Genomic DNA, 19,697 nt, shown 5'->3' on the forward strand with positions numbered 1-19,697 from the left:
TCGCGGGGGAAGGAATGCAGTTTGGCAAAGAGTGACGTGCGATGAGTGACCTGACCATTTTTGCCCCGCTGGCGGGTTGGGTGATGCCGCTGGCGCAGGTGCCCGATCCGGTTTTCGCCGAGAAGATGCTGGGCGACGGCATCGCCATCGATCCGGTGAACGACGCGCTCTGCGCCCCGTGCGACGCCACGGTGCTGACCGTGCACGAGGCCGGGCATGCGGTGACGCTGCGCAGCATCGAGGGCTTCGAGTTGATCTGCCATATCGGCATCGACACCGTGTCGCTGGGCGGCCAGGGTCTGACCCCGCAGGTGCAGGCGGGTGCCAAGGTGCTGGCGGGTCAGCCGCTGATCCGCTTTGACCTCGATTATCTCGTCCGCCACGCACCCGCCGTGGTGACGCCGGTCATCGTCGCGGACGCCACCCGCTACGGAGTCGAGCCGATCGCCACCGGGCTGGTCGCGGTCGGCGATCCGCTGCTGCGCGTCGTGCCGCTCGCCGGTGAGGCCCTGGTCGCCGAGGAGAGCGGGGAGACGCTGATCGAGGAGATGACGGTCGCGCTGTCGCACGGCCTCCACGCCCGTCCCGCCGCCCGGCTGGTCGAGGCGGTCCGGCGGCACGAGGCGCGCGTGACCCTGTCGCATGGCGAGCGCAGCGCCTCGGCGCTGAGCGCGGTCGGCCTGCTGGGGCTGGGGCTGGGTCATGGCACGACGGTACGGATCGAGGCGAACGGTCCGCAGGCCGCCGCCGCGCTGGCCGAGGTCGTCGCCTTTCTGAGCGACGCGACGCCCGAGGAAACCCCGGTCGAGGCGCCCGAACCCGCACGCGGCGAAGGACCGGGCCTGGGCGGCGTGCCCGCCGCGCCCGGCCTGGCGGTCGGACCGATCCACCGGCTGACCCGCGCGGCGATTCCGGTCGAGACCGTCGCGGCAAGCGCCGAGGAAGAGCGCGCCAGGCTGACCGATGCGCTGGCACGGGTCCGCGAAGGGCTGGTGCTGGCGGCTGCGGCCGGTGGCGCGCGGGGCGGCGTGATGGCGGCGCATGGCGCGATGCTGGCCGATCCCACGCTGACCGAAGCGGCGCTGGCCGGGGTCGCGCGCGGCCTGAGCGCGGGCGTCGCCTGGCAGGAGGCGATTGCCGAGCAGGTCAAGGTGCTGGTGTCGAGCGGCGACCGCCGCATCGCCGAGCGCGCCGACGATCTGCGCGATCTGGAACGTCATGTCTTGGCGGCGCTGGCCGGGCTGCCGATCGAGGGGCCGAGCGTTCCCGCCGGGGCGATCCTGGTCGCCGAGGACCTGTTGCCCAGCCAGGTGGCGGCGCTGGATGCGGGCGTCGTCGCGGGGATCGCGCTGGTCAAGGGCGGTCCGACCTCGCACGCCGCGATCCTGGCGGCGGGCATGGGCCTGCCCATGGCGGTGGCGTTCGGCGATCCGCTTGCCGCGCTGGAGGATGGCCGGGTGATCGTGCTCGATGCCGATCGCGGGCTGATCGATCCCGAACCCGATGCCGACGCGCAGGGCCAGGCCCGCGACACCATCGCGCGCCGCAAGGCCGAGATGGAGGCGGCACGCGCCGCCCAGGGGCCGTGCCGCATGGCGGACGGCACCCGGATCGAGATGTTCGCCAATCTGGGCTCGGTCGCCGATGCCGAGGCGGCGGTGGCCGAAGGGGCGGAGGGCTGCGGCCTGCTGCGCACCGAATTCCTGTTCCTGGAACGCGCGACCGCGCCGACCCGCGACGAACAGGCCCGCGATTACCAAGCGATCGCCGATGCGCTGGGCGACCGGCCGATGATCGTCCGACTGCTCGATGTCGGCGGCGACAAGCCCGCACCCTATATGGACCTGCCCGTCGAGGAGAATCCGGCGCTGGGCCTGCGCGGCATTCGCGTGTCGCTGGCCGATCCGCAGCTTCTGGAGGATCAGGTCGGTGCGATCCTGGCGGTGCGCCAGCCCTGCCGGATCATGGCGCCGATGGTCGCCAGCCTGGCCGAGCTGGAGGCGGTCCGCGCCGTCGTCGAACGCCAGGGCGGCAAGGCCGAGGTCGGCGTCATGATCGAGACGCCCGCCGCCGCCATTTCCGCCGATATCCTCGCGCGCAAGGCCGACTTCTTCTCGATCGGCACCAACGACCTGACCCAATATACCCTGGCGATGGATCGCGGCAACGCGGCGGTGGCGGCGGGGGTCGACGGGCTTCATCCGGCCGTGCTGCGGCTGATCGGCACCACCTGCGAAGGCGCGGCCAGGCACGACACGCCGGTCGGCGTCTGCGGCTCGCTGGCCGCCGATCGTCTGGCCGTGCCGATCCTGCTGGGGCTGGGCGTCACCGAATTGTCGGTGCCCCCCGCGCGGGTCGCCGCGATCAAGGCGCTGGTCGGCAAGCTGGACATGGTCCGCTGCCGCGCCGCCGCGCTTCAGGCGACCGCCTTGCCCTCGGCCGCGGCGGTTCGCGCGCATATCACCACCATGCTTCAGGAGATCGGCGCATGAGCTCGCCCATGGCCTCGCTTCAGTCGCTCGGGCGGGCGCTGATGTTGCCCATCGCGGTCCTGCCGGTGGCGGGGCTGCTGCTCCGCCTGGGCCAGCCGGACATGCTGAACATCGCCTTCATGGCGAATGCGGGCAATGCGATCTTCGACAATCTGGGGCTGCTCTTCGCGGTCGGCGTCGCCACCGCCTTTGCCCGCGACGGCAATGGCGCGGCGGCGCTGGCGGGGATCACCTGCTATCTCGTCACGATCAAGGGGGCCGAGACGCTGGTCGTCCCGCCCGCCGGGACCGGCGCGGGGCTGGCCAAGGACATCGCGGCCACCGTCGAGGCGGCCTGGCGGACCAAGTCGGTCCATCGTTTCGACGTGCCGGTGGGGATCGTCGCCGGGTTGATCGGCGGCAGCTTCTACAACCGTTTTGCGACGATCAAGATGCCGGAATATCTGGCCTTTTTCGGTGGGCGTCGGTTCGTCCCGATCATTTCGGGCATTGTCGGCCTGGGGCTGGCGGCGCTTCTGGGCGTGGCGTTCGGGCCGGTCAATACGGGCATCGATGCGATGAGCCAGGGTATCGTCCAGGCGGGCGGGCTGGGGCTGTTCGCGTTCGGCGTGCTGAACCGGCTGCTCGTCGTCACCGGGCTGCACCATATCCTGAACACCGTCGCCTATTTCGTGGTCGGCGACTATCAGGGCAAGACCGGCGATCTGACCCGCTTCTTCGCGGGCGATCCGACGGCGGGCGCGTTCATGAGCGGGTTCTTCCCGGTGATGATGTTCGGCCTGCCCGCCGCCTGTCTCGCCATGTATCACGAGGCGCTGCCCGAGCGGAAGAAGGCGGTCGGCGGCATGTTGTTCAGCCTGGCGCTGATGTCATTCCTGACCGGCGTGACCGAGCCGATCGAGTTCAGCTTCATGTTCCTGGCGCCGGTCCTCTATGCCTTCCACGCGATCCTGACCGGCGTGTCGGAGGCGCTGATGAACGCGCTGGGCGTGCGGCTGGGCTATACCTTCTCGGCGGGCCTGTTCGACTATGTCATCAATTTCGGCAAGGCGACCAAGCCGCTGATGCTGATCCCGGTCGGCGCGGTCTATGCGCTGCTCTATTACGCGGTCTTCCGCTTTGCGATCCGCCGCTGGAACCTCCAGACGCCGGGCCGCGAGGCCGAGCCGATGGTCGAGAGCGGCGAGGCGGCGGGCGATCAGCCGGTGGTCGAGGGCGGGCGCGGCGCGTCCTTCGTCGCGGCGATGGGCGGCGGCGCCAATCTCAGCGAGGTGGCGGCCTGCACCACCCGGCTCCGGCTGGTCGTCAACGACCCCGCACGGGTCGATGAGCCCGCGCTGAAGCGGCTGGGTGCGCGCGGCATCCTGCGCCCCTCCGCCAATGGCGTTCAGGTGGTGCTGGGTCCGGTCGCGGACACGGTTGCGATGGAGATGCGTGCGGCCATCCAGGCGGGCCATGGCCAGCCGGTCGCGGCACCGGTCGCGGTTGCGCCGGTCGCCGTCGCGCCGACCCCCGCCGCCCCGGCGGTGGCCCCTGTGGCGAGCCTGCCCGACGCGCTGCTCGGCCTGTTGGGCGGGGCGGGCAATGTCCGTGCGGCCAGCCATCATGCGGGACGGTGGCGTGTCGAGCTGGCCGATCCGGCGCTCGTGGCATCGGCCCCGGTCGCGCCGGTGCGGGCCATTGCCCATGTCCATGGGAATGTCGTCCACCTTCTGGTCGACTGACGGGAAGGTGAAACGGTCGTTAATGATATTGCTGCGGGCTGACCAAAGGATGTAGATGCGAACACTCTGATGTCATGGCGAATCTATCGGATCTTTCCGGCAGATTGCGGTGGAGAGTGTGTTTGGTTACGTTAACAGAGGGCAGCTTGGACGATAAGCGGCTCTACCGCGCCCCCGCGCTCGAAAAGGGGCTCGACATTCTGGAGCTGCTGGCGGCCGAGGAACATCCGCTGACCATGAGCGGGATCGTCAACCGGCTGGGCCGGTCGACGGGCGAGCTGTTCCGCATGATCCAGGTGCTGGAGCATCGCGGCTATGTGTCGCAGGGGCCGGACGGCTATGTCATGACCTCGCGGCTGTTCCATCTGGGGTTGAAGCGTCCGCCGGTGCGCAGCCTGATGGAACAGTCGCTTCCCGAAATGCGGCTGCTCGCCGATACGATCGGCCAGTCCTGCTATCTCTCCGTTCCGTCGGGCGCGGCATCCTCGGTCATCGCGCGAATGGAGGCGTGTACGGCCGTCGGCTTCTCGGTTCGCGTCGGCTATCGGCGGCCCCTCTACGACACCCCGTCGGGCGTCCTCCTCTATGCCATGCAGCCCGAACAGACCCGGCGCGAATGGGAGGGGCTGTTCGACCCGCCGCTGTCGGAAGAGGCACGCGCCCGGCTGGTGGCGCAGGCGGATGCGGTGCGCGAACAGGGTTTCACCCGGGTCGACAGCCCCGATCTGGTCGGCATGGTCGAACTGGCGGCCCCGATCATGCGCGGCGATCAGGCCATGGCCGTCCTGGCGGTCCCGTTCATCCGCATCACCGACGCGCCCGTCGACGAGGCCGCCGCGCTGAATCATCTGCGCGCGACCGCCGACCGCATCACGAATCAGCTGATCGGCAACGACGCGCGCATCTGAGCCGCGCGTGGGTCCCCTTCCGCGTATCTCCGCGTGCAAAGCCGCTTGTCGCGACCGGGCCCGGCGGCGATAGAGCCGGTGCCCGATTGAACAAAAGCATGGAGCCGGGCTTTACCGGGCTGCGGAGCTTGTCGGTCGGCCGCGTACAGGGGGAATAGGTGCTGCTGAAATATTATAAGGGATCGTTCCTCTTCACCGCGATCTGTCTGGCGATCGCGGCCTGGCTGGGCTTTGAGAGCACGGGCACGCTGGCGGGGACGCTGGGCATATTGTGGATCGTGCTGGTGCTCGGCGTGCTGGAGGTGTCGCTGTCGTTCGACAATGCGGTGGTCAATGCCACCGTGCTGCGCGACATGGACGACAAATGGCGGCGGCGTTTCCTGACCTGGGGTATCCTGATCGCGGTGTTCGGGATGCGGATCGTCTTCCCGCTCGCCATCGTCGCGATCGCCGCGCATATGGGGCCGATCGAGGCGGTGAAGCTCGCCGCGGGCGATCCGGTCCGCTACGAACAGATCATCACCTCGGCCCATGTCGGGATTTCGGGGTTCGGCGGCAGCTTCCTGGCGATGGTCGGGCTGAACTTCTTCCTCGACGACGAGAAGGAGGACCATTGGCTCCCCGCGATCGAACGGCCGCTGGCGGCGCTGCGCGACATTTCGGGGCTGGCGATGGGGATCGTGCTGCTCGCGCTCTATGTCATCGGTCGGTTCATTCCCGCCGAGGAGGCGATGACCTTCCTGACCGCCGGGATCTTCGGCCTGCTGACCTATATCGCGGTCCATGCGGTCGGCGTGCTGCTGGAGGGCGATGGCGATGCGGCGACGGGCGCGGCGGCCAAGTCGGGCTTTGCCGCCTTCCTGTATCTGGAAGTGCTGGACGCCAGCTTCTCATTCGACGGGGTGATCGGCGCCTTCGCCTTGTCGAACAATCTGTTCATCATCGCGCTGGGCCTGGGGATCGGGGCGATGTTCGTCCGGTCGATGACGATCATGCTGGTCGATCACGGCACGCTGACCCAGTATCGCTATCTGGAGCATGGCGCCTTCTATGCGATCCTGGCGCTGGCGGCGATCATGCTGTTGTCGGTGCGGTTCCATATTCCGGAGACGATCACCGGCCTGATCGGCGCGACCGTCATCGGCCTGTCCTTCTGGGCGTCGGTGCGCAGCAACCGCAAGCATCCCGAACAGGCATTGGCCTCCGCCGATCCGGTCAAGGGCACCGGACGCTCGCCCGGTCACTGATCGCGCGCCATCGTCGCGCAGGGGAACCGTTTCGCATCGCGAAGGATTTCCCCTGCGAACGGTTGGAGCGAGGGATCACGGCATGGCGGCAACTGCGATCGATGCCTTGCATCTGGACAAGGCCACGGCCGGCCGTCCTCCCCTGACCGGCCTGTTCCTGAAGGAGCGCGGGCGCGACGTGATGACGGCGGACGACGTCGCCGCGTTGGAGTCCACGATCGACGAGGTGGTCGACCTGCCCGCGCGCCGGATCGTCATCCGCCGGGACGAGCGGGTCCGGCACAGTAGCCTGCTGCTCGAAGGGGTGATGTGCCGGTATATGGACGACCGGCACGGCAACCGACAGATCGTCGCCTTTCACGTGCCGGGCGATTTCGTCGATCTCCATGGCTTCGCGATGCGCTATCTCGACCATGAGGTGGCGACGCTGACCCGCGCCAAGGTGGCGCTGGCAGGCCATGACCGGCTGGACGAGATCGTCTTGCATCGACCGCGCCTGACGCGGCTCCTATGGTTCTCGACGCTGCTCGACGCGGCGATGCACCGCGAATGGGTATTCCGGCTCGGCCGATTGGAGGCGGACGGGCGCGTCGCGCATCTGTTCTGCGAGCTTCATGCGCGGCTCGCCATGGTCGATCTGGTGCGCGACGGGACGTTCCGCTTTCCGGTGACGCAGATCGATCTGGCCGAGGCGGCGGGGGTCACGCCGGTGCATCTGAACCGCGTGCTGCGGTCGCTGCGCGAGCGCGGGCTGATGACCTTTCGCAGCGGGGAGGTGCGGATGCTCGACATCGACGCGCTGGCGGCGCTGGCCGATTTCGATCCGGGCTATCTCTATGGCGGCGGCCCCAACATGATGGGCAAGGACATATGAGCGCATCCCCCGGCCATTCCGGAATCCGATCCGATGCCGGACGGGCGACCGCAGAGGAGGGGCTGGTCATGCTCGATGGCCCCGATGGTGTCGCGGTCACGATGACGGCCGGAGCCGCGCGCCGGACGGGCGAGGCGCTGATCGCCGCTGCCGGGGTGGCGGAGGAGCAGAATCGGCGGCAAGGGTGATCCCGCGCGAAGGGATCGGGACTTTACCCCTTTGTTCAGGCGCTTATGGTGATGACTTCCGTGTCATGTCCGGGAGTTCCCATTGCGTCACCTGTCCCTCGCCTTTGTCCTGTCCACGCTGATGAGCCAAACCGCCATGGCTGCTCCCCCGCAGGCGGCGCAGGCGCCCGCCACCAATCCGCTGCTTTCCCCCTGGACCGGCCCCTATGGCGGCGTGCCGCCCTGGGACAAGGTGAAGCCCGAGCTGTTCCCCGCCGCGTTCGAGGCCGCGCTGGCCGAGCGCAGGCAGGAGTATGACCGGATCGCCAACGATCCCGCCAAGCCGAGCTTCGCCAATACCTTCGTGCCGATGCAGAATGCCGGACAGACGCTGAACCGCGTGATGACGCTGTTCGGGGTGATGACGGGCAATATGAACAATCCGGCCTATCAGGCGCTGGACCGCGAATGGTCGCCCAAACTGTCCAAGGCGTCGGACGAGATCACCTTCAACCCCAAGCTGTTCGCGCGGATCGAGGCGATCTACCGGACACGCGACACGAGCGGACTCGACGCGCAGCAGAAGCGGCTGGTCACGCGCACCTATGACAGCTTCGTGCGGCAGGGGGCCAAGCTCACCCCGGCGCAGAAGGCCGAACTGTCCGCCTTCAACCAGAATCTGGCGATCAATTTCAGCGAGTTCTCGCAGCGGCTGCTGGCGGACGAAGGCACTGCGATCATCGTCACCGACGAGGCGCGCCTTGCGGGCCTGCCCGACAGCGTGAAGGCGGTCGCCAAGGCGGCGGCGGCCGAGCGCGGGCAGCAGGGCTGGGCGATCGTCAACACCCGCTCGGCGGTCGATCCGGTGCTGACCTTCGCCACCGACCGGGCGCTGCGCGAGCAGGTGTGGCGCGCCTTCACCAAGCGCGGCGACAATGGCGACATCAACGATACCAAGGCGACGATCGCGCGTATCGTCCGCCTCCGCGCAAACCGTGCGCACCTGCTGGGCTTCAAGACGCATGCCGACTGGCGGATGCAGGACACGATGGCCAAGACCCCGGCCGCCGCGATGGACCTGATGATGCGCGTCTGGCCCGCCGCCAAGGCGCGCGTCGCCGAAGAGGTCCGCGACATGCAGGCCATTGCGGATAAGGAGGGCGCGAAGATCACGATCGAGCCCTGGGACTATCGCTTCTATCAGGAGAAGGTCCGCAAGAGCCGCTACGATCTCGATCAGGCCGAGCTGAAGCCCTATTTCGAGCTGAACAACATCATCCAGGGTTCGCTCTATGCCGCGAACCGGCTCTACGGGCTGGAGTTCAAGGAGATCACCGGCACGGTGCCCGTCTTCGAGCCGAACATGCGTGTCTGGCACGTCACGCGGAACGGCAAGGAGGTCGGCCTGTTCTACCGCGACGATTTCGCGCGGACCGGCAAGCGTTCGGGCGCCTGGGCCAACACCTATCGCGGCCAGCGCAATCTGCCGCCGGTGCAGAATGTCCTGTCGTCCAACAACAACAACTTCGCCAAGGGCGCGCCCGGCGAGCCGGTCCTCATCAGCCTGGACGATGCCGAGACGCTGTTCCACGAATTCGGCCACGCGATCCACGCGATGCTCCAGAACGTCACCTATCCGGGGCTGGCGGGTACGCCGCGCGACTTCGTGGAATATCCCAGCCAGGTGAACGAGCATTGGCTGCTGACCCGCGACGTGCTCGACAAATATGCCCGCCACTACAAGACCGGCCAGCCCATGCCGCAGGCGCTGCTCGACAAGATCAAGGCGTCGGAGACCTTCAACCAGGGCTTTGCGACGACCGAATATCTGTCCTCGGCGATCGTCGACATGAAGCTGCACACCGTGCCCGACGGGATCGTCGATCCGGCGGTGTTCGAGGCGGCGACCCTGAAGGAGATCGGCATGCCGAAGGAGCTGGTGATGCGGCACCGCTTGCCGCAGTTTAATCACCTGTTCTCGTCGGACAGCTATTCGGCCGGTTACTATAGCTATCTCTGGTCGGAGACGATGGACGCCGACACCTTCGCCGCGTTCGAGGAAGCGGGGAGCCCGTGGGACAAGGCAACGGCGGATCGCTTCGCGCGCATCCTGCTGTCGACGGGGAATGAAACCGACCGCGCCGAGGCCTATCGCGCGTTCCGGGGCCGCGACCCGGATGTGAATGCGCTGCTCAAGCAGCGGGGTTTCCCGACGAAGTAACGACCTAATCCTCCCCATCGTCAGATGGGGAGGCGGACCGCGCCCGAAGGGCGTGGTGGAGGGGCATGGCCGGTCCGTCCGCCCCTCCACCATCGCTGACGCGATGGTCCCCCTCCCCAAGCGAGCTTGGGGAGGATTGGGCTTACAGCGCCTTCAACCGGATCGCCTGGCCGCCGCCAGGGGCCAGCGACAGCCTCAGCGTGTCGCCCTTCTTCACCCGCCGGGTTTCGAACGCGATCGCGTGCCGCGCCTCGGTCGCATAGGTCGCGCCGGGGCCGTCCTTATAGACCTGCGCCTCATAGGACTTGTCCGGATCAAGGAAGTCGAGCGTCACGGTCAGCTCACGCGCATTCTCGTCGGTGATCGATCCGACATACCAGTCGCGGCTCTTACGGTCGCGCCGCGCGAAGGTGACGTAATCGCCGACCTCGCCGTTCAGCACGCGGCTGTCTTCCCAGTCCACCGGCACGTCCGCGATGAAGCGGAACGCCTGCGGATACCTGGCATAATTCTCCGGCGTGTCGGCCGCCATCTGCACCGGCGAGTAGAGCACGACATACAGCGCCAGTTGCTTGGCGATGGTCGACTGGATCGGGCTGTTGTCGCTGCCCGTCAGGCTCAGCACGCCGGGCGTGAAGTCCATCGGCCCTTCGAGCATCCGGGTGAAGGCCAGGTTCGCCTCATGCTCGGGCGGGTTCTTGCCGGGCCAGGCATTATATTCCATGCCCCGCGAGCCCTCGCGCGCCAGCCAGTTGGGATAGGTGCGGCGCAGGCCGGTGTCCTTGACCGGTTCGTGGGCATCGATCGACACCTTATACTTGGCGGCGGCCTGAAGAACGCGGAGATGGTGGTTCACCATCCACTGGCCCTCATGCCATTCGCGGCTGACCGAGCCGTCCGGGTTCATCCGCTCGATCTGCCCGGCATCGGCGACATAGCCGGTCTTGACGACATGCTCGCCATGATCGGCGGCGAATTTGAAGGCGGGGTCGAACTGGCTCTCATAATGGCTGACCGCGCCGCCGGTCTCGTGATGGCCGATCAGCGAGACGCCCTTGGATTTCGCATATTTCGCCAGCGCGTCCGCGTCGAAATCCTCCGCCGGGGTCGCGAACTGCATCGCCGAGCCATTGCCCGCCCAGTCGCCGTCCCAGCCGATATTCCACCCCTCGACCAGTACGCCGGGGATGCCGTATTTCGATGCGAAGTCGATATAGGTCTTCACATTGGCGGTCGTCGCGCCGTGGCGCGGGCCCCGTGCCCAGCTCCATTCGCCCTTGATCATCTTCCACCAGACGCCGACGAACTTGCCCGGCTTCACCCAGGATACGTCGCCCAGCCTGTTGGGCTCGTTCAGGTTGAGCATCAGGTGGCTCATATAGAGGCCGCCCGCATCGGGTGCGATCAGGAAGGTGCGCCACGGCGTCGTCCACGCGCCCGTCTTCACCACCTTGGGGGCGCCCGAGCCGGGGGTCAGGACCGCCTTGAAGCCGTTCCCCTCGGTCTTCATCAGCCCCATGCTGGCATAGTCGACCAGCGCCGCCTCATGGATGGCGATATGCGTGCCGTCGTCCAGCTTCATGGTGATCGGCGTCGCCGCCGTGCCGACCGCGCCGATGGCCGTGCGGTTGTAGAGATATTCCTCGCGGTTCCACAGGAAAGCGGGCTTCCACCAGGCGGTGCCGCCCTGCGCGATGTTGAACTCGGTCAGCTCCTCGGCGATGTTCGCCTTGGGCAAAGTCTGCTGCTCGGGAAATTCGTAGCGGAAGCCGACACCGTCGTCCTGCACCCGGAACACCACGTCATAGCGGCGATGGAGCGCGCTCGATTCCATCAGGCGGACGCGCATCTCGCGGTGATTGTCGCGGATGGTGCGCCATTCGCCCCAGGGCTGGGTCCAGCTGGTGTCGGACTTGGCATGGGTGACGGCCTCGATCTTCAGCCCCCGCTCGATCTTGGGCGCGTCGGTGAACATCATCCCCAGCCGCGAGGGGGCGACGATCGCCTTGCCGCCCCTGGCGATCATATAGACCGCACGCCCGTCATTGTCGGTCGACACCTGCACGGTGATTTGCCCGTTCGGCGAGGTTTCGATCGCGTCGGGCTGTCCGGCGGGCTTGGCGAATTTGAACGTCTCGTTCACCGCCGGATCGGCGGGGCCGTTCTGGGCCGAGGCGGTACTGGCGATCAGGGCTCCTGCGAGAATGGGCCCGATGGCAATGGTCGTCTTCATGCAGTCATCTCCCGGATCGCCGCCCCGAACGCACCCAGGCGTTCATCGGTGGCGTTATTGATCTGGACCAGCACCCGCCCGCCCCGTGGCAGGGCGGCGGGAAGCTGGACAGGGGTGTCGCCCAGATTGAACAGGCAGAGCAGGTGCTGGTCGCCCTCGCGCCGCTCGAAGGCGAGCAGCTGGTCGTCGGCGTGCAACAGCGTCAGGTCGCCGACCGCCAGCGCAGGCGTATCGGCGCGCAAGCGGACGAGGCGGCGGGTGAGGTTCAGCAGCGAGTCCGGATCGCCGTCCTGTCGGTTGACCGCCAGTGCGGCATGATCGGGGCCGACCGGAAGCCAGGGCTCGGCATCCGAGAAGCCGCCGTTGATCGTGTTGCTGCTCCACGGCATCGGCGTGCGCACCCCGTCGCGCGACAGGGTCAGCGGCCAATTGGCGATGGCTTCCGGGTCGACCAGCCGCTCGAAGGGGACATCCACCTGGGTCAGCCCCAGTTCCTCGCCCTGATAGACAAAGGCATTGCCGCGCAGGGACAGGAGCAACAGCATCTTCATCCGCGCGAACGCGTCGCGATGTTCCGGCGTGGTCCAGCGCGACACGGCGCGCGGCGCGTCATGATTCTCGAACGCCCAGCTCGGCCAGCCCACCCCCGGCTCTGCGGGCCATTTCGCGACCGCCTCGGCGACGAGGCGCGGAGTCAGCCGGTCGGCATAGAGGAAGTCGAAGCCATAGGCGGTGTTCAGCCGGTTATCCCCGGCGGTGAACAGCTTCATCTCGCGGTCGGCCTCGTCGCCGCCGACCTCGGCCACGGTGAAGCGGTCGCCATAGCCGTCCAGCGTGGTGCGGATCCGCTCCAGGAAGGGCACGATATCGGCATGGCTCTGATTGTAGAGCTTCAGCTGGAAGTCGAACGGCCGGGTCCGCGTCTTGCCCGTGTCGGGCGCGGGCGGGTTATCGCGCAGGGTCGGCTCGTGCATCATGAAGTTGATCGCATCCAGCCGGAAGCCGTCCACGCCCCGATCCAGCCAGAAACGCGCGGTCGCCAGCAATTCGGCCTGCACGTCCGGATGGTGGACGTGAAGCTGCGGCTGTTCCTTCAGGAAATTGTGCAGATAATATTGCCCGCGCCGCGCGTCCCAGGTCCAGGCGGGGCCGCCGAACACCGACTGCCAGTTGGACGGCGGCGAGCCGTCGGGCTTGGGATCGGCCCAGACATACCAGTCCGCGCGGGGATTGGTGCGGCTGGACCGGCTTTCGGTGAACCAGGGGTGCTCGTCCGAGGTGTGGCTGTACACCTGGTCGATGACGACCTTCAGTCCCAGTTCGTGCGCGCGGGCGACCAGCGCGTCGAAATCGCGAAGCGTCCCGAAGATCGGATCGACGTCGCGATAATCGGCGACGTCATAGCCGAAATCCTTCATCGGCGAGGTGAAGAAGGGCGACAGCCAGATCGCATCGACGCCCAGGCTGGCGACATGGTCCAGCAGGGCGGTGATGCCGGGCAGGTCGCCGATGCCGTCGCCATTGCTGTCGGCAAAGCTGCGGGGGTAGATCTGATAGATCACCGCGCCCTTCCACCAGGGGCGCGAGGCAGTGCGGGCAGTCTCGGTCATCAACGGGTCTCCGCCGCGCAGACGGCATAGCCGAAGGCGGGCAAGTCAAACATCAGGCTGCCGGGCGCGGCGGCAGCCGGGGCACAGGTGCCAACCATGGTCGCGAAACGTTGCGATGCCGTTTCGACCTGCACGGCCTGGGCGATGGGCTTGGCCGAGGTGTTGAAGGCGATCACATATTCGCGCCCCGTATCGGGGTCGAAGCGCGAGACGGCGAACAGCCCCGGCGCATCGCCGCGCGCGCGGATCACCTGCCGCCCGCGCGTGAGGGCGGGATTGGCGACGCGCAGCCGGGCGAGCGTCGCGATCTCCCGATAGAGCGGGTGGGAGGGGACGAAGCTGTCGGTCGCGGTCGTCTTCGTCGTGCCGACCAGCCGGTTGTCGTTATAGCTGGCGACCTTGCTTGCGAACATGTCCTCGCGCGCGTCCTGGTCGTTGCCGTCGCCCGCGAAACCCTGTTCGTCGCCCGAATAGATGGTCGGCACCCCGCGCAGGGTCAGCAGCATGGCATGGCCCAGTTCGACCCGCTTCAGGACTTCCTCGCCCGAAGCATTGGGGTTTGCGACCCGAACGTCGCGCGCGAAGCGGCCATGATCGTGATTGCCGAGGAAGGTCGGCAATATGTCCGCCGTCGCCTCGCCCTTGGCATAGAGCACATCGCCCTCGAACAGATTGGACAATATGCGGGTCGGCTTGTTCTCCGCGACCGTCTGGATCACCGCGTTCATGAAGGCGAAGTCGAGGATCGCCGGATAGTCGGCGATCCTGGTCCAGCGCGCGAGCGTGCCCGGCTCCATCCCCGCCGTGACCTCGCCGAAGATGTGGAAGTTCGGGATGCCCTTGGCCTTGGCCCGCGCCAGCATGGCGGGGACGAAGCGGCGCCAGAATTCGGGGTTCACATGCTTGGCGGTGTCGATGCGGAAACCGTCGATCCCGAACCGGTCGATCCAGCCTCCGTAAATGTCGATCATCCCCGCAATGACGCGCGGATTCTCGGTGTAGAGATCGTCCAGCCCCGAGAAATCGCCCGTCGTCGAACTCTCGTCCTCAAAGGTCGAGTTGCCGCGATTGTGATAATAGATCGGATCGTTGAGCCAGGCGGGGGTCTTGGCGTTTTTCTCGCCTGCCGGGACATAGGGCGTATAGGCGTAAGCGGGATCGGTCAGATGCGCGAAGTTCGCTGCGGTCTGCACCTCGTCGCCCAGAAAGCCCGGATTGATCGGCTGGCCGTTCACCCCGCCGCGCCGCTGATACGGCCAGGTCGCGCGGTCGCGATAGGGGCAGGGGGAGCCCTCGGCGCATTCGCGATACTGGATCACGTCGGCGGTGTGGTTGACGATGATGTCCATGTAGACCTTCATCCCCCGGCCATGCGCGGCGGCGATGAAGGCGTGCAGGTCCGCCTCGCTGCCCAGATGCGGATCGACGGTCGTGAAGTCGGTGATCCAGTAACCGTGATAGCCCGCGCTCTCCTGGCCCCTGGCACCTTGCACGGCCTTGTTCTTGAAGATCGGCCCCAGCCAGATCGCGGTCGCGCCCAGCCCCTGGATATAGTCGAGCCGCCGGGCCAGCCCCTTCAGGTCGCCGCCATGGTAGAATCCCTTGTGGGTCGGATCGAAGCCGGTGGTCAGCGGCCCACCCTTCAGCCCGCCGCGATCATTGGCGGTGTCGCCATTCTCGAACCGGTCGGGCAGGACGAAATAGATCACCTCGTCCTGGGGCAGGCGCTGGCGATAATCCTGTGCGGCCAGCGGCGTGGCGGTGGCGAGCAAGGCGAGCAGCAGCGTCTTCATGGGCAGACCTTTGGAACGGGCGCGGCGCAATGCGCGGCGAGGAAGGCGTCGTGCGTCGGCAGCCGGGCGGCCACCTGCGCGGCATGACGCCGGGTGAGGGTGAGGAGATCGTCCAGTTCGTCCGCCGAGAGCCCATCCGCCAGCGCATGATGGCCGGAGGGCAGGATGCCCTGACCGATCAGGACCTGGATCCAGGCGGGTTCGGCAAATAGCTCTTCGCCGTCGCGCAGCACGCGGCCGCTGGCGCGGAACAGGGCGATGCGGGCGGCCAGGCCGTCGGGCAAGGGCACCGCGCGCCGCTCGGTCCAGAAGGGGTCGGGCCGGGCATTGGCGTGGTAATGGAGGATCAGGAAGTCGCGGATGCCCCGCCATTCGACTTCGGTCAGGCGATTATAGGCGTCGATCTCGACCGGCTGGAGCGTCGGCCCCGGCCAGAACTCCAGCAGCCGGGCGATGCCCGATTGGATCAGGTGGATGCTGGTCGATTCCAGCGGCTCCAGAAACCCCGCTGCCAGGCCGAGCGCGACGCAATTGCCCACCCAGGCGCGCCGCCGCCGTCCGCTGGTGAAGGCCAGCAGGCGCGGCTCCCCCACCGCCTCGCCACGGAGCGCCGAGAGCAGCCGGTCGGCCGCCTCGTCGTCCGAGAGATGGCGACTGTCATAGACCAGCCCGTTGCCGGTCCGGTGCTGAAGCGGAATGCGCCAGCGCCAGCCCGCGCCATGCGCGATGGCGCGGGTATAAGGGGGCAGGGGGCTGGTCCGCTCGCCCGCTACCGCCAGCGCGCGGTTGCAGGGGAGCAGTTCGGACCAGTCATCAAAGGGCTCGGCCAGCGTCTCGCCGATCAGCAGCGCGCGAAAGCCGGTACAGTCGATGAACAGGTCGCCCGCCTCGCGCTGGCCATCCTCCAGCACGACATGATCGATCCGCCCGCCGGTATCGCGCGCGACCGAGCCGATCCTGCCCTCGATCCGCACCACGCCCGCCGCCTCGGCATGACGGCGGAGCAGCGCGGCATAGAGGCTGGCGTCGAAATGATAGGCCCAGGCCAGGCCGCTCGGGAGGTCGGGGCGGCCGGGATCGGGGGCGAAGCGGCCCGCCATCGCGGCCTGGGCACTGGCCATATGCCCCCAGAGCGAGGCCGGATTGGCCCCGCCGCCGCCACGCAGCCAGTAATGGTGAAAGGGCACCAGCCCCAGCGCGCGCCCGATGCTGCCGAACGCATGGAGATAGCCGCTGTCCGCACCCGACCATCTCTCGAACCGGATGCCCAGCTTGAAGCTGCCTTGGGTGGCGCGAAGGAATTGGGCTTCGTCCAGGCCCAGCATCTGGTTGAACAGGCGGATGCCGGGAATGGTCGCCTCGCCGACCCCGACCGTGCCGATCGCCTCGGACTCAATCAGGGTGATGCGGGAGGAGGCGGGCAGGAACCGCGCCAGCGCCGCCGCCGCCATCCATCCGGCGGTGCCGCCGCCGACGATCACCACCCGCTGCGTGACGGGGGCGGGCGCGATGGGGGCTGTCGAAGGGGCGGCGTCCATGCGGCGTCTCACGATACCCCGCGCCAGCCGAACAGCGGCGCGGGGCGGGGGGCATCAGAAGCGATAGGTAAACCCGGCGAAGAACCGGCGACCATAGCTTTGATAGTCGATCACCTGATCGCGCTGTCCGCCATTGGTGGTGACGAACGGCGTGTCGGTCAGGTTCTGGCCCTGCAGGAACAGCGACAGTCCCTTGAACGTCCCCTCCTGGAAATCATAGCCGATCTGCCCGTCGACGATCGTCTCGTCGATGGCGCGGCGGCGGACGCGGTTGGCGCCGAAGCCCGACAGCTCACCCACGAAGGTCGAGCGGTAGCGCACCGACCCGCGGATGTTCAGGCCCCATTTCTCGAAAAAGGCGGTGCCGTTCGCCACCCAGCGCGAATAGCCGGGAATATCCTCGGGCTCGCCGCCGGGCGTCGGGACGATCTCGGTCTTGGTGTACGACCCGCCGCCCGTCAGGCCGAAACCGTCGAGGAAACCGACCACCTGGCCGAGCGGGAGCGTGCCCGCCAGCTCGACGCCATAGATGGTCCCGCCCGAGCCGTTGATCGGCCGGGTGATGCGGCCCAGCGTCGGTGTGCCGACCGGCACGGCTGCGGGCAGGGGCAGGCCCGCATAATCATAGGGCTGCTCAAGATTGTAAACGAAGCTCTTAAGATCCTTGTAGAAGCCCTGCGCCGCCAGATAGCCGCGCGTGCCGAAATACTTCTCCACCGTGACGTCGAACGAATTGGCGCGGATCGGGCGGAGATAGGGATTGCCGCCATTGCCGGAGATGATCCCCTGCGCCGCGTCGAAGCCATAGGACAGGGCGACGCGCATATCGTCGAAGCGCGGCCGCATCATCTGGCGCGCGGCGGCGACGCGGAACACCCAGTCGCTGGGCAGGCGCAGCGACAGGTTGGCGCTGGGCAGGATGTCCCAGTAGTCGTCGCCCTGGACGATGCTGGTATAGCCCGATCCGTTATAGATCAGCCCGCGCGACTTCTGCTCGGTGCCCACCGCCTGCACGCCGATATTGCCGGTCAGTTCCGCCGCGCCGATCTGCGCGCGCAGATCGGTCTGCAGATAGGCCGTCATCAGATGCTCGGTCGTGGTGTACGCCTTGGCGGGCACGTCCGGGCTGGTATTGGGGGTCAGCGTATAGACCCCGCCCGCCAGCAGCGCACGTGGATCATAGCTGAGCATCGGCCCCAGCCCCAGATAGGTCAGGTCGGTCGGTGTCTGGCGATATTGCTGGGGCAGCGGCGCGATGGTCGCCCCGTTCGGCAGCGTGACGAAGGATTCGTTGGGCGCCAGCGATTTGCTGTGGTCGGTATAGTTCAGGCCGAAGCGGATGGCGTGAACGATCGGCGTCTCGACCTCGCGCTCGATCTCGACGCGGTATTGCTTGATCTGGTCGGTGATCTTGCGGTCGTTGAAATAGCCCGCCTGCCGCGTCGTGCCGCCCCAGCCCAGCGGATCGGTCAGCTGGATCAGATTGGGGTCGGAATAGTTCAGCGTCGGCTTGAACACCGTGCCGGTGCGCCCGGTGGTGAAGCCGATCGTATCGGTTGCGCCATTGCCCTGGCCGTATCCGGTGCCGCTATAGGTTTCCAGCGTCACCTCGTCGCGATCGGTGCGCGAATAGCTGAGGTCGATGAACGCGCTCCAGCCGTCATCGCCCTTATACTTGCCGTTATAGCCGAACGAATAGAGCTTGGCCTTGCGCTGGAACGAGTCGTTGCGGACCACGCCCTCGACATTGTTGAACGTGCCCGAGGTGACGAGGCCGTTATTGACCACCGCATTGGTCAGCGTCGTACCGCTGCCCCAGGCCAGCGGCAGCTCGATACCGCGCTTGATCTGATCGTCGTTGAAGTCGGAATAGAAGCCGTCGAGCGTGCTGGTGAAGGTGTCGCTCATTTTCCACTGGAGCGTGCCCGAAAGGCCCAGCCGCTTCAGCGTGGTCGAGGTGACATAGGATTTGGAGCCGCCGATGACATTGGCCGAGGTGCCGTTCACCGTGACCGGTGCATAGCCCCAGGCATTGCCTTCCTGGATCTGGTACGGCTCGTTCAGATAGCTGGCGGACAGCGCCACGCCGATCGTGTCGTCGGCGAACTGGTCGACATAGGTGGCCGAGGCGCGATAGCCGAAGTCCTTCGATCCGGCATTCAGCTTGCCGATATCGGCATAGGTGCCGCGCGCGCCAACCGAAAAGACGCGCTTGCCATAGTCGAGCGGGCGGATGGTCTTCAGGTCGACCGTGCCCGACAGGCCCTGGCCGATCAGCCCGGCATTGGCGGTCTTGTAGATCAGGACCTGGTTGACCACCTCGGCGGGGTACTGGTCATATTCGACCGCGCGATTGTCGCCGGTCGAGGTCTGCTCGCGGCCGTTGAGCAGGGTGGTCGAGAAATCGGGTGCGAAGCCGCGGATCGAGATGGCGTTGGAGCGGCCGTTGACCCGCTGCGACGTGACGCCGGGCAGGCGGGCGATGGATTCCGCGATCGAGGCGTCGGGCAGCTTGCCGATATCCTCCGCCGAGACGGACTCGACGACGAGGTCGCGGTTCTTCTTCTCGGCGACGGCATTTTCCAGCGCGGCGCGAAAGCCGGTGACGACGATATCGCCCGAACCCACACCATCCTGCGTCTGCGGATCGGCGGCGGCTCCGTCATTGGGGGTGGCGGCGGTGGTGCTGGCGGCCGGATCGACGGGGGTGGTCGCGACCTGCGCGAACACCGGTGCGGCGATGACCATGGCCAAAGTGCTGACGCCGAGCTTCAGGAACGAGCGCGCGGCATCGGCCGGCGCCACAGGGCGAACCGTCATGAAAATCCCCTCCAGGAAACCCCGTCTCTGTTCGACGAACGGGTATGGTTGTTACAGCCTCCATGAAATC

The 19,697-nt window shown here is 67.2% G+C and carries 12 protein-coding genes; 7 read left to right on the forward strand and 5 right to left on the reverse strand.

The features are described from left to right. The first annotated feature begins 41 nt into the window (after positions 1–41). The 7 genes from ptsP to QE360_RS11980 all read left to right on the forward strand — a co-directional run bounded on the left by ptsP (position 42) and on the right by QE360_RS11980 (position 9,633). The gene (gene ptsP, locus QE360_RS11950) at positions 42–2,492 is read left to right on the forward strand and encodes a phosphoenolpyruvate--protein phosphotransferase (RefSeq protein WP_309701794.1); all 2,451 of its coding nucleotides are present in this window, start codon (positions 42–44) and stop codon (positions 2,490–2,492) included. Continuing rightward, positions 2,489–4,216 (forward strand): N-acetylglucosamine-specific PTS transporter subunit IIBC, encoded by a 1,728-nt coding sequence (nagE, locus tag QE360_RS11955; protein ID WP_309701796.1) that lies wholly within the window; start codon positions 2,489–2,491, stop codon positions 4,214–4,216. The genes ptsP and nagE overlap by 4 nt, the downstream gene beginning before the upstream one ends. A 146-nt stretch (positions 4,217–4,362) precedes the next feature. Further along, entirely contained in the window at positions 4,363–5,124 is a 762-nt protein-coding gene (locus QE360_RS11960; RefSeq protein ID WP_309701798.1) for an IclR family transcriptional regulator, read from the forward strand. A gap of 161 nt (positions 5,125–5,285) precedes the next feature. Then, complete coding sequence (locus tag QE360_RS11965) at positions 5,286–6,371, forward strand: DUF475 domain-containing protein (protein WP_309698213.1); 1,086 nt, start codon at positions 5,286–5,288, stop codon at positions 6,369–6,371. A gap of 82 nt (positions 6,372–6,453) precedes the next feature. Then, positions 6,454–7,245 (forward strand): Crp/Fnr family transcriptional regulator, encoded by a 792-nt coding sequence (locus tag QE360_RS11970; RefSeq protein ID WP_405052589.1) that lies wholly within the window; start codon positions 6,454–6,456, stop codon positions 7,243–7,245. Then, positions 7,242–7,433 carry a hypothetical protein gene (locus QE360_RS11975; protein WP_309696403.1) on the forward strand — a complete coding sequence of 64 codons (192 nt, stop codon included), beginning with the start codon at positions 7,242–7,244 and terminating at the stop codon, positions 7,431–7,433. The genes QE360_RS11970 and QE360_RS11975 overlap by 4 nt, the downstream gene beginning before the upstream one ends. Positions 7,434–7,515: 82 nt before the next feature. Further along, the gene (locus QE360_RS11980) at positions 7,516–9,633 is read left to right on the forward strand and encodes a M3 family metallopeptidase (RefSeq protein WP_309701800.1); all 2,118 of its coding nucleotides are present in this window, start codon (positions 7,516–7,518) and stop codon (positions 9,631–9,633) included. Between the two features lie 142 nt (positions 9,634–9,775). On the opposite strand, the gene QE360_RS11985 is transcribed toward QE360_RS11980, so the two are convergent. From QE360_RS11985 to QE360_RS12005, 5 genes are read right to left on the reverse strand one after another with little or no spacing between them, the layout of a single operon-like run. Continuing rightward, a complete protein-coding gene (locus tag QE360_RS11985; protein WP_309701802.1) occupies positions 9,776–11,866 on the reverse strand; it encodes a glycoside hydrolase family 97 protein in 2,091 nt (696 codons plus the stop codon). Then, positions 11,863–13,476 carry an alpha-glucosidase family protein gene (locus QE360_RS11990; RefSeq protein WP_309701805.1) on the reverse strand — a complete coding sequence of 538 codons (1,614 nt, stop codon included), beginning with the start codon at positions 13,474–13,476 and terminating at the stop codon, positions 11,863–11,865. Before QE360_RS11990 ends, QE360_RS11985 begins: the two co-directional genes overlap by 4 nt. Next, positions 13,476–15,269, reverse strand: coding sequence for an alpha-amylase family glycosyl hydrolase (locus QE360_RS11995; RefSeq protein ID WP_309701806.1), 1,794 nt, complete (start codon positions 15,267–15,269; stop codon positions 13,476–13,478). Before QE360_RS11995 ends, QE360_RS11990 begins: the two co-directional genes overlap by 1 nt. Continuing rightward, the gene (locus QE360_RS12000) at positions 15,266–16,807 is read right to left on the reverse strand and encodes a tryptophan 7-halogenase (protein ID WP_309701809.1); all 1,542 of its coding nucleotides are present in this window, start codon (positions 16,805–16,807) and stop codon (positions 15,266–15,268) included. Before QE360_RS12000 ends, QE360_RS11995 begins: the two co-directional genes overlap by 4 nt. A 54-nt stretch (positions 16,808–16,861) precedes the next feature. Continuing rightward, the gene (locus tag QE360_RS12005) at positions 16,862–19,627 is read right to left on the reverse strand and encodes a TonB-dependent receptor (protein WP_309701811.1); all 2,766 of its coding nucleotides are present in this window, start codon (positions 19,625–19,627) and stop codon (positions 16,862–16,864) included. Positions 19,628–19,697: the final 70 nt, after the last annotated feature.

This window comes from Sphingomonas sp. SORGH_AS_0789 (assembly GCF_031453055.1).
Lineage (GTDB): Bacteria > Pseudomonadota > Alphaproteobacteria > Sphingomonadales > Sphingomonadaceae > Sphingomonas.

What these genes read in the sequence shown, in the direction of transcription:
- ptsP (WP_309701794.1), top strand. Translation starts at nt 42, where the DNA reads ATGAGTGACCTGACCATTTTTGCCCCGCTGGCGGGTTGGGTGATGCCG.
- nagE (WP_309701796.1), top strand. Translation starts at nt 2,489, where the DNA reads ATGAGCTCGCCCATGGCCTCGCTTCAGTCGCTCGGGCGGGCGCTGATG.
- QE360_RS11970 (WP_405052589.1), top strand. Translation starts at nt 6,454, where the DNA reads ATGGCGGCAACTGCGATCGATGCCTTGCATCTGGACAAGGCCACGGCC.
- QE360_RS11975 (WP_309696403.1), top strand. Translation starts at nt 7,242, where the DNA reads ATGAGCGCATCCCCCGGCCATTCCGGAATCCGATCCGATGCCGGACGG.
- QE360_RS11985 (WP_309701802.1), bottom strand. Translation starts at nt 11,866, where the DNA reads ATGAAGACGACCATTGCCATCGGGCCCATTCTCGCAGGAGCCCTGATC.
- QE360_RS11990 (WP_309701805.1), bottom strand. Translation starts at nt 13,476, where the DNA reads ATGACCGAGACTGCCCGCACTGCCTCGCGCCCCTGGTGGAAGGGCGCG.
- QE360_RS11995 (WP_309701806.1), bottom strand. Translation starts at nt 15,269, where the DNA reads ATGAAGACGCTGCTGCTCGCCTTGCTCGCCACCGCCACGCCGCTGGCC.
- QE360_RS12000 (WP_309701809.1), bottom strand. Translation starts at nt 16,807, where the DNA reads ATGGACGCCGCCCCTTCGACAGCCCCCATCGCGCCCGCCCCCGTCACG.
- QE360_RS12005 (WP_309701811.1), bottom strand. Translation starts at nt 19,627, where the DNA reads ATGACGGTTCGCCCTGTGGCGCCGGCCGATGCCGCGCGCTCGTTCCTG.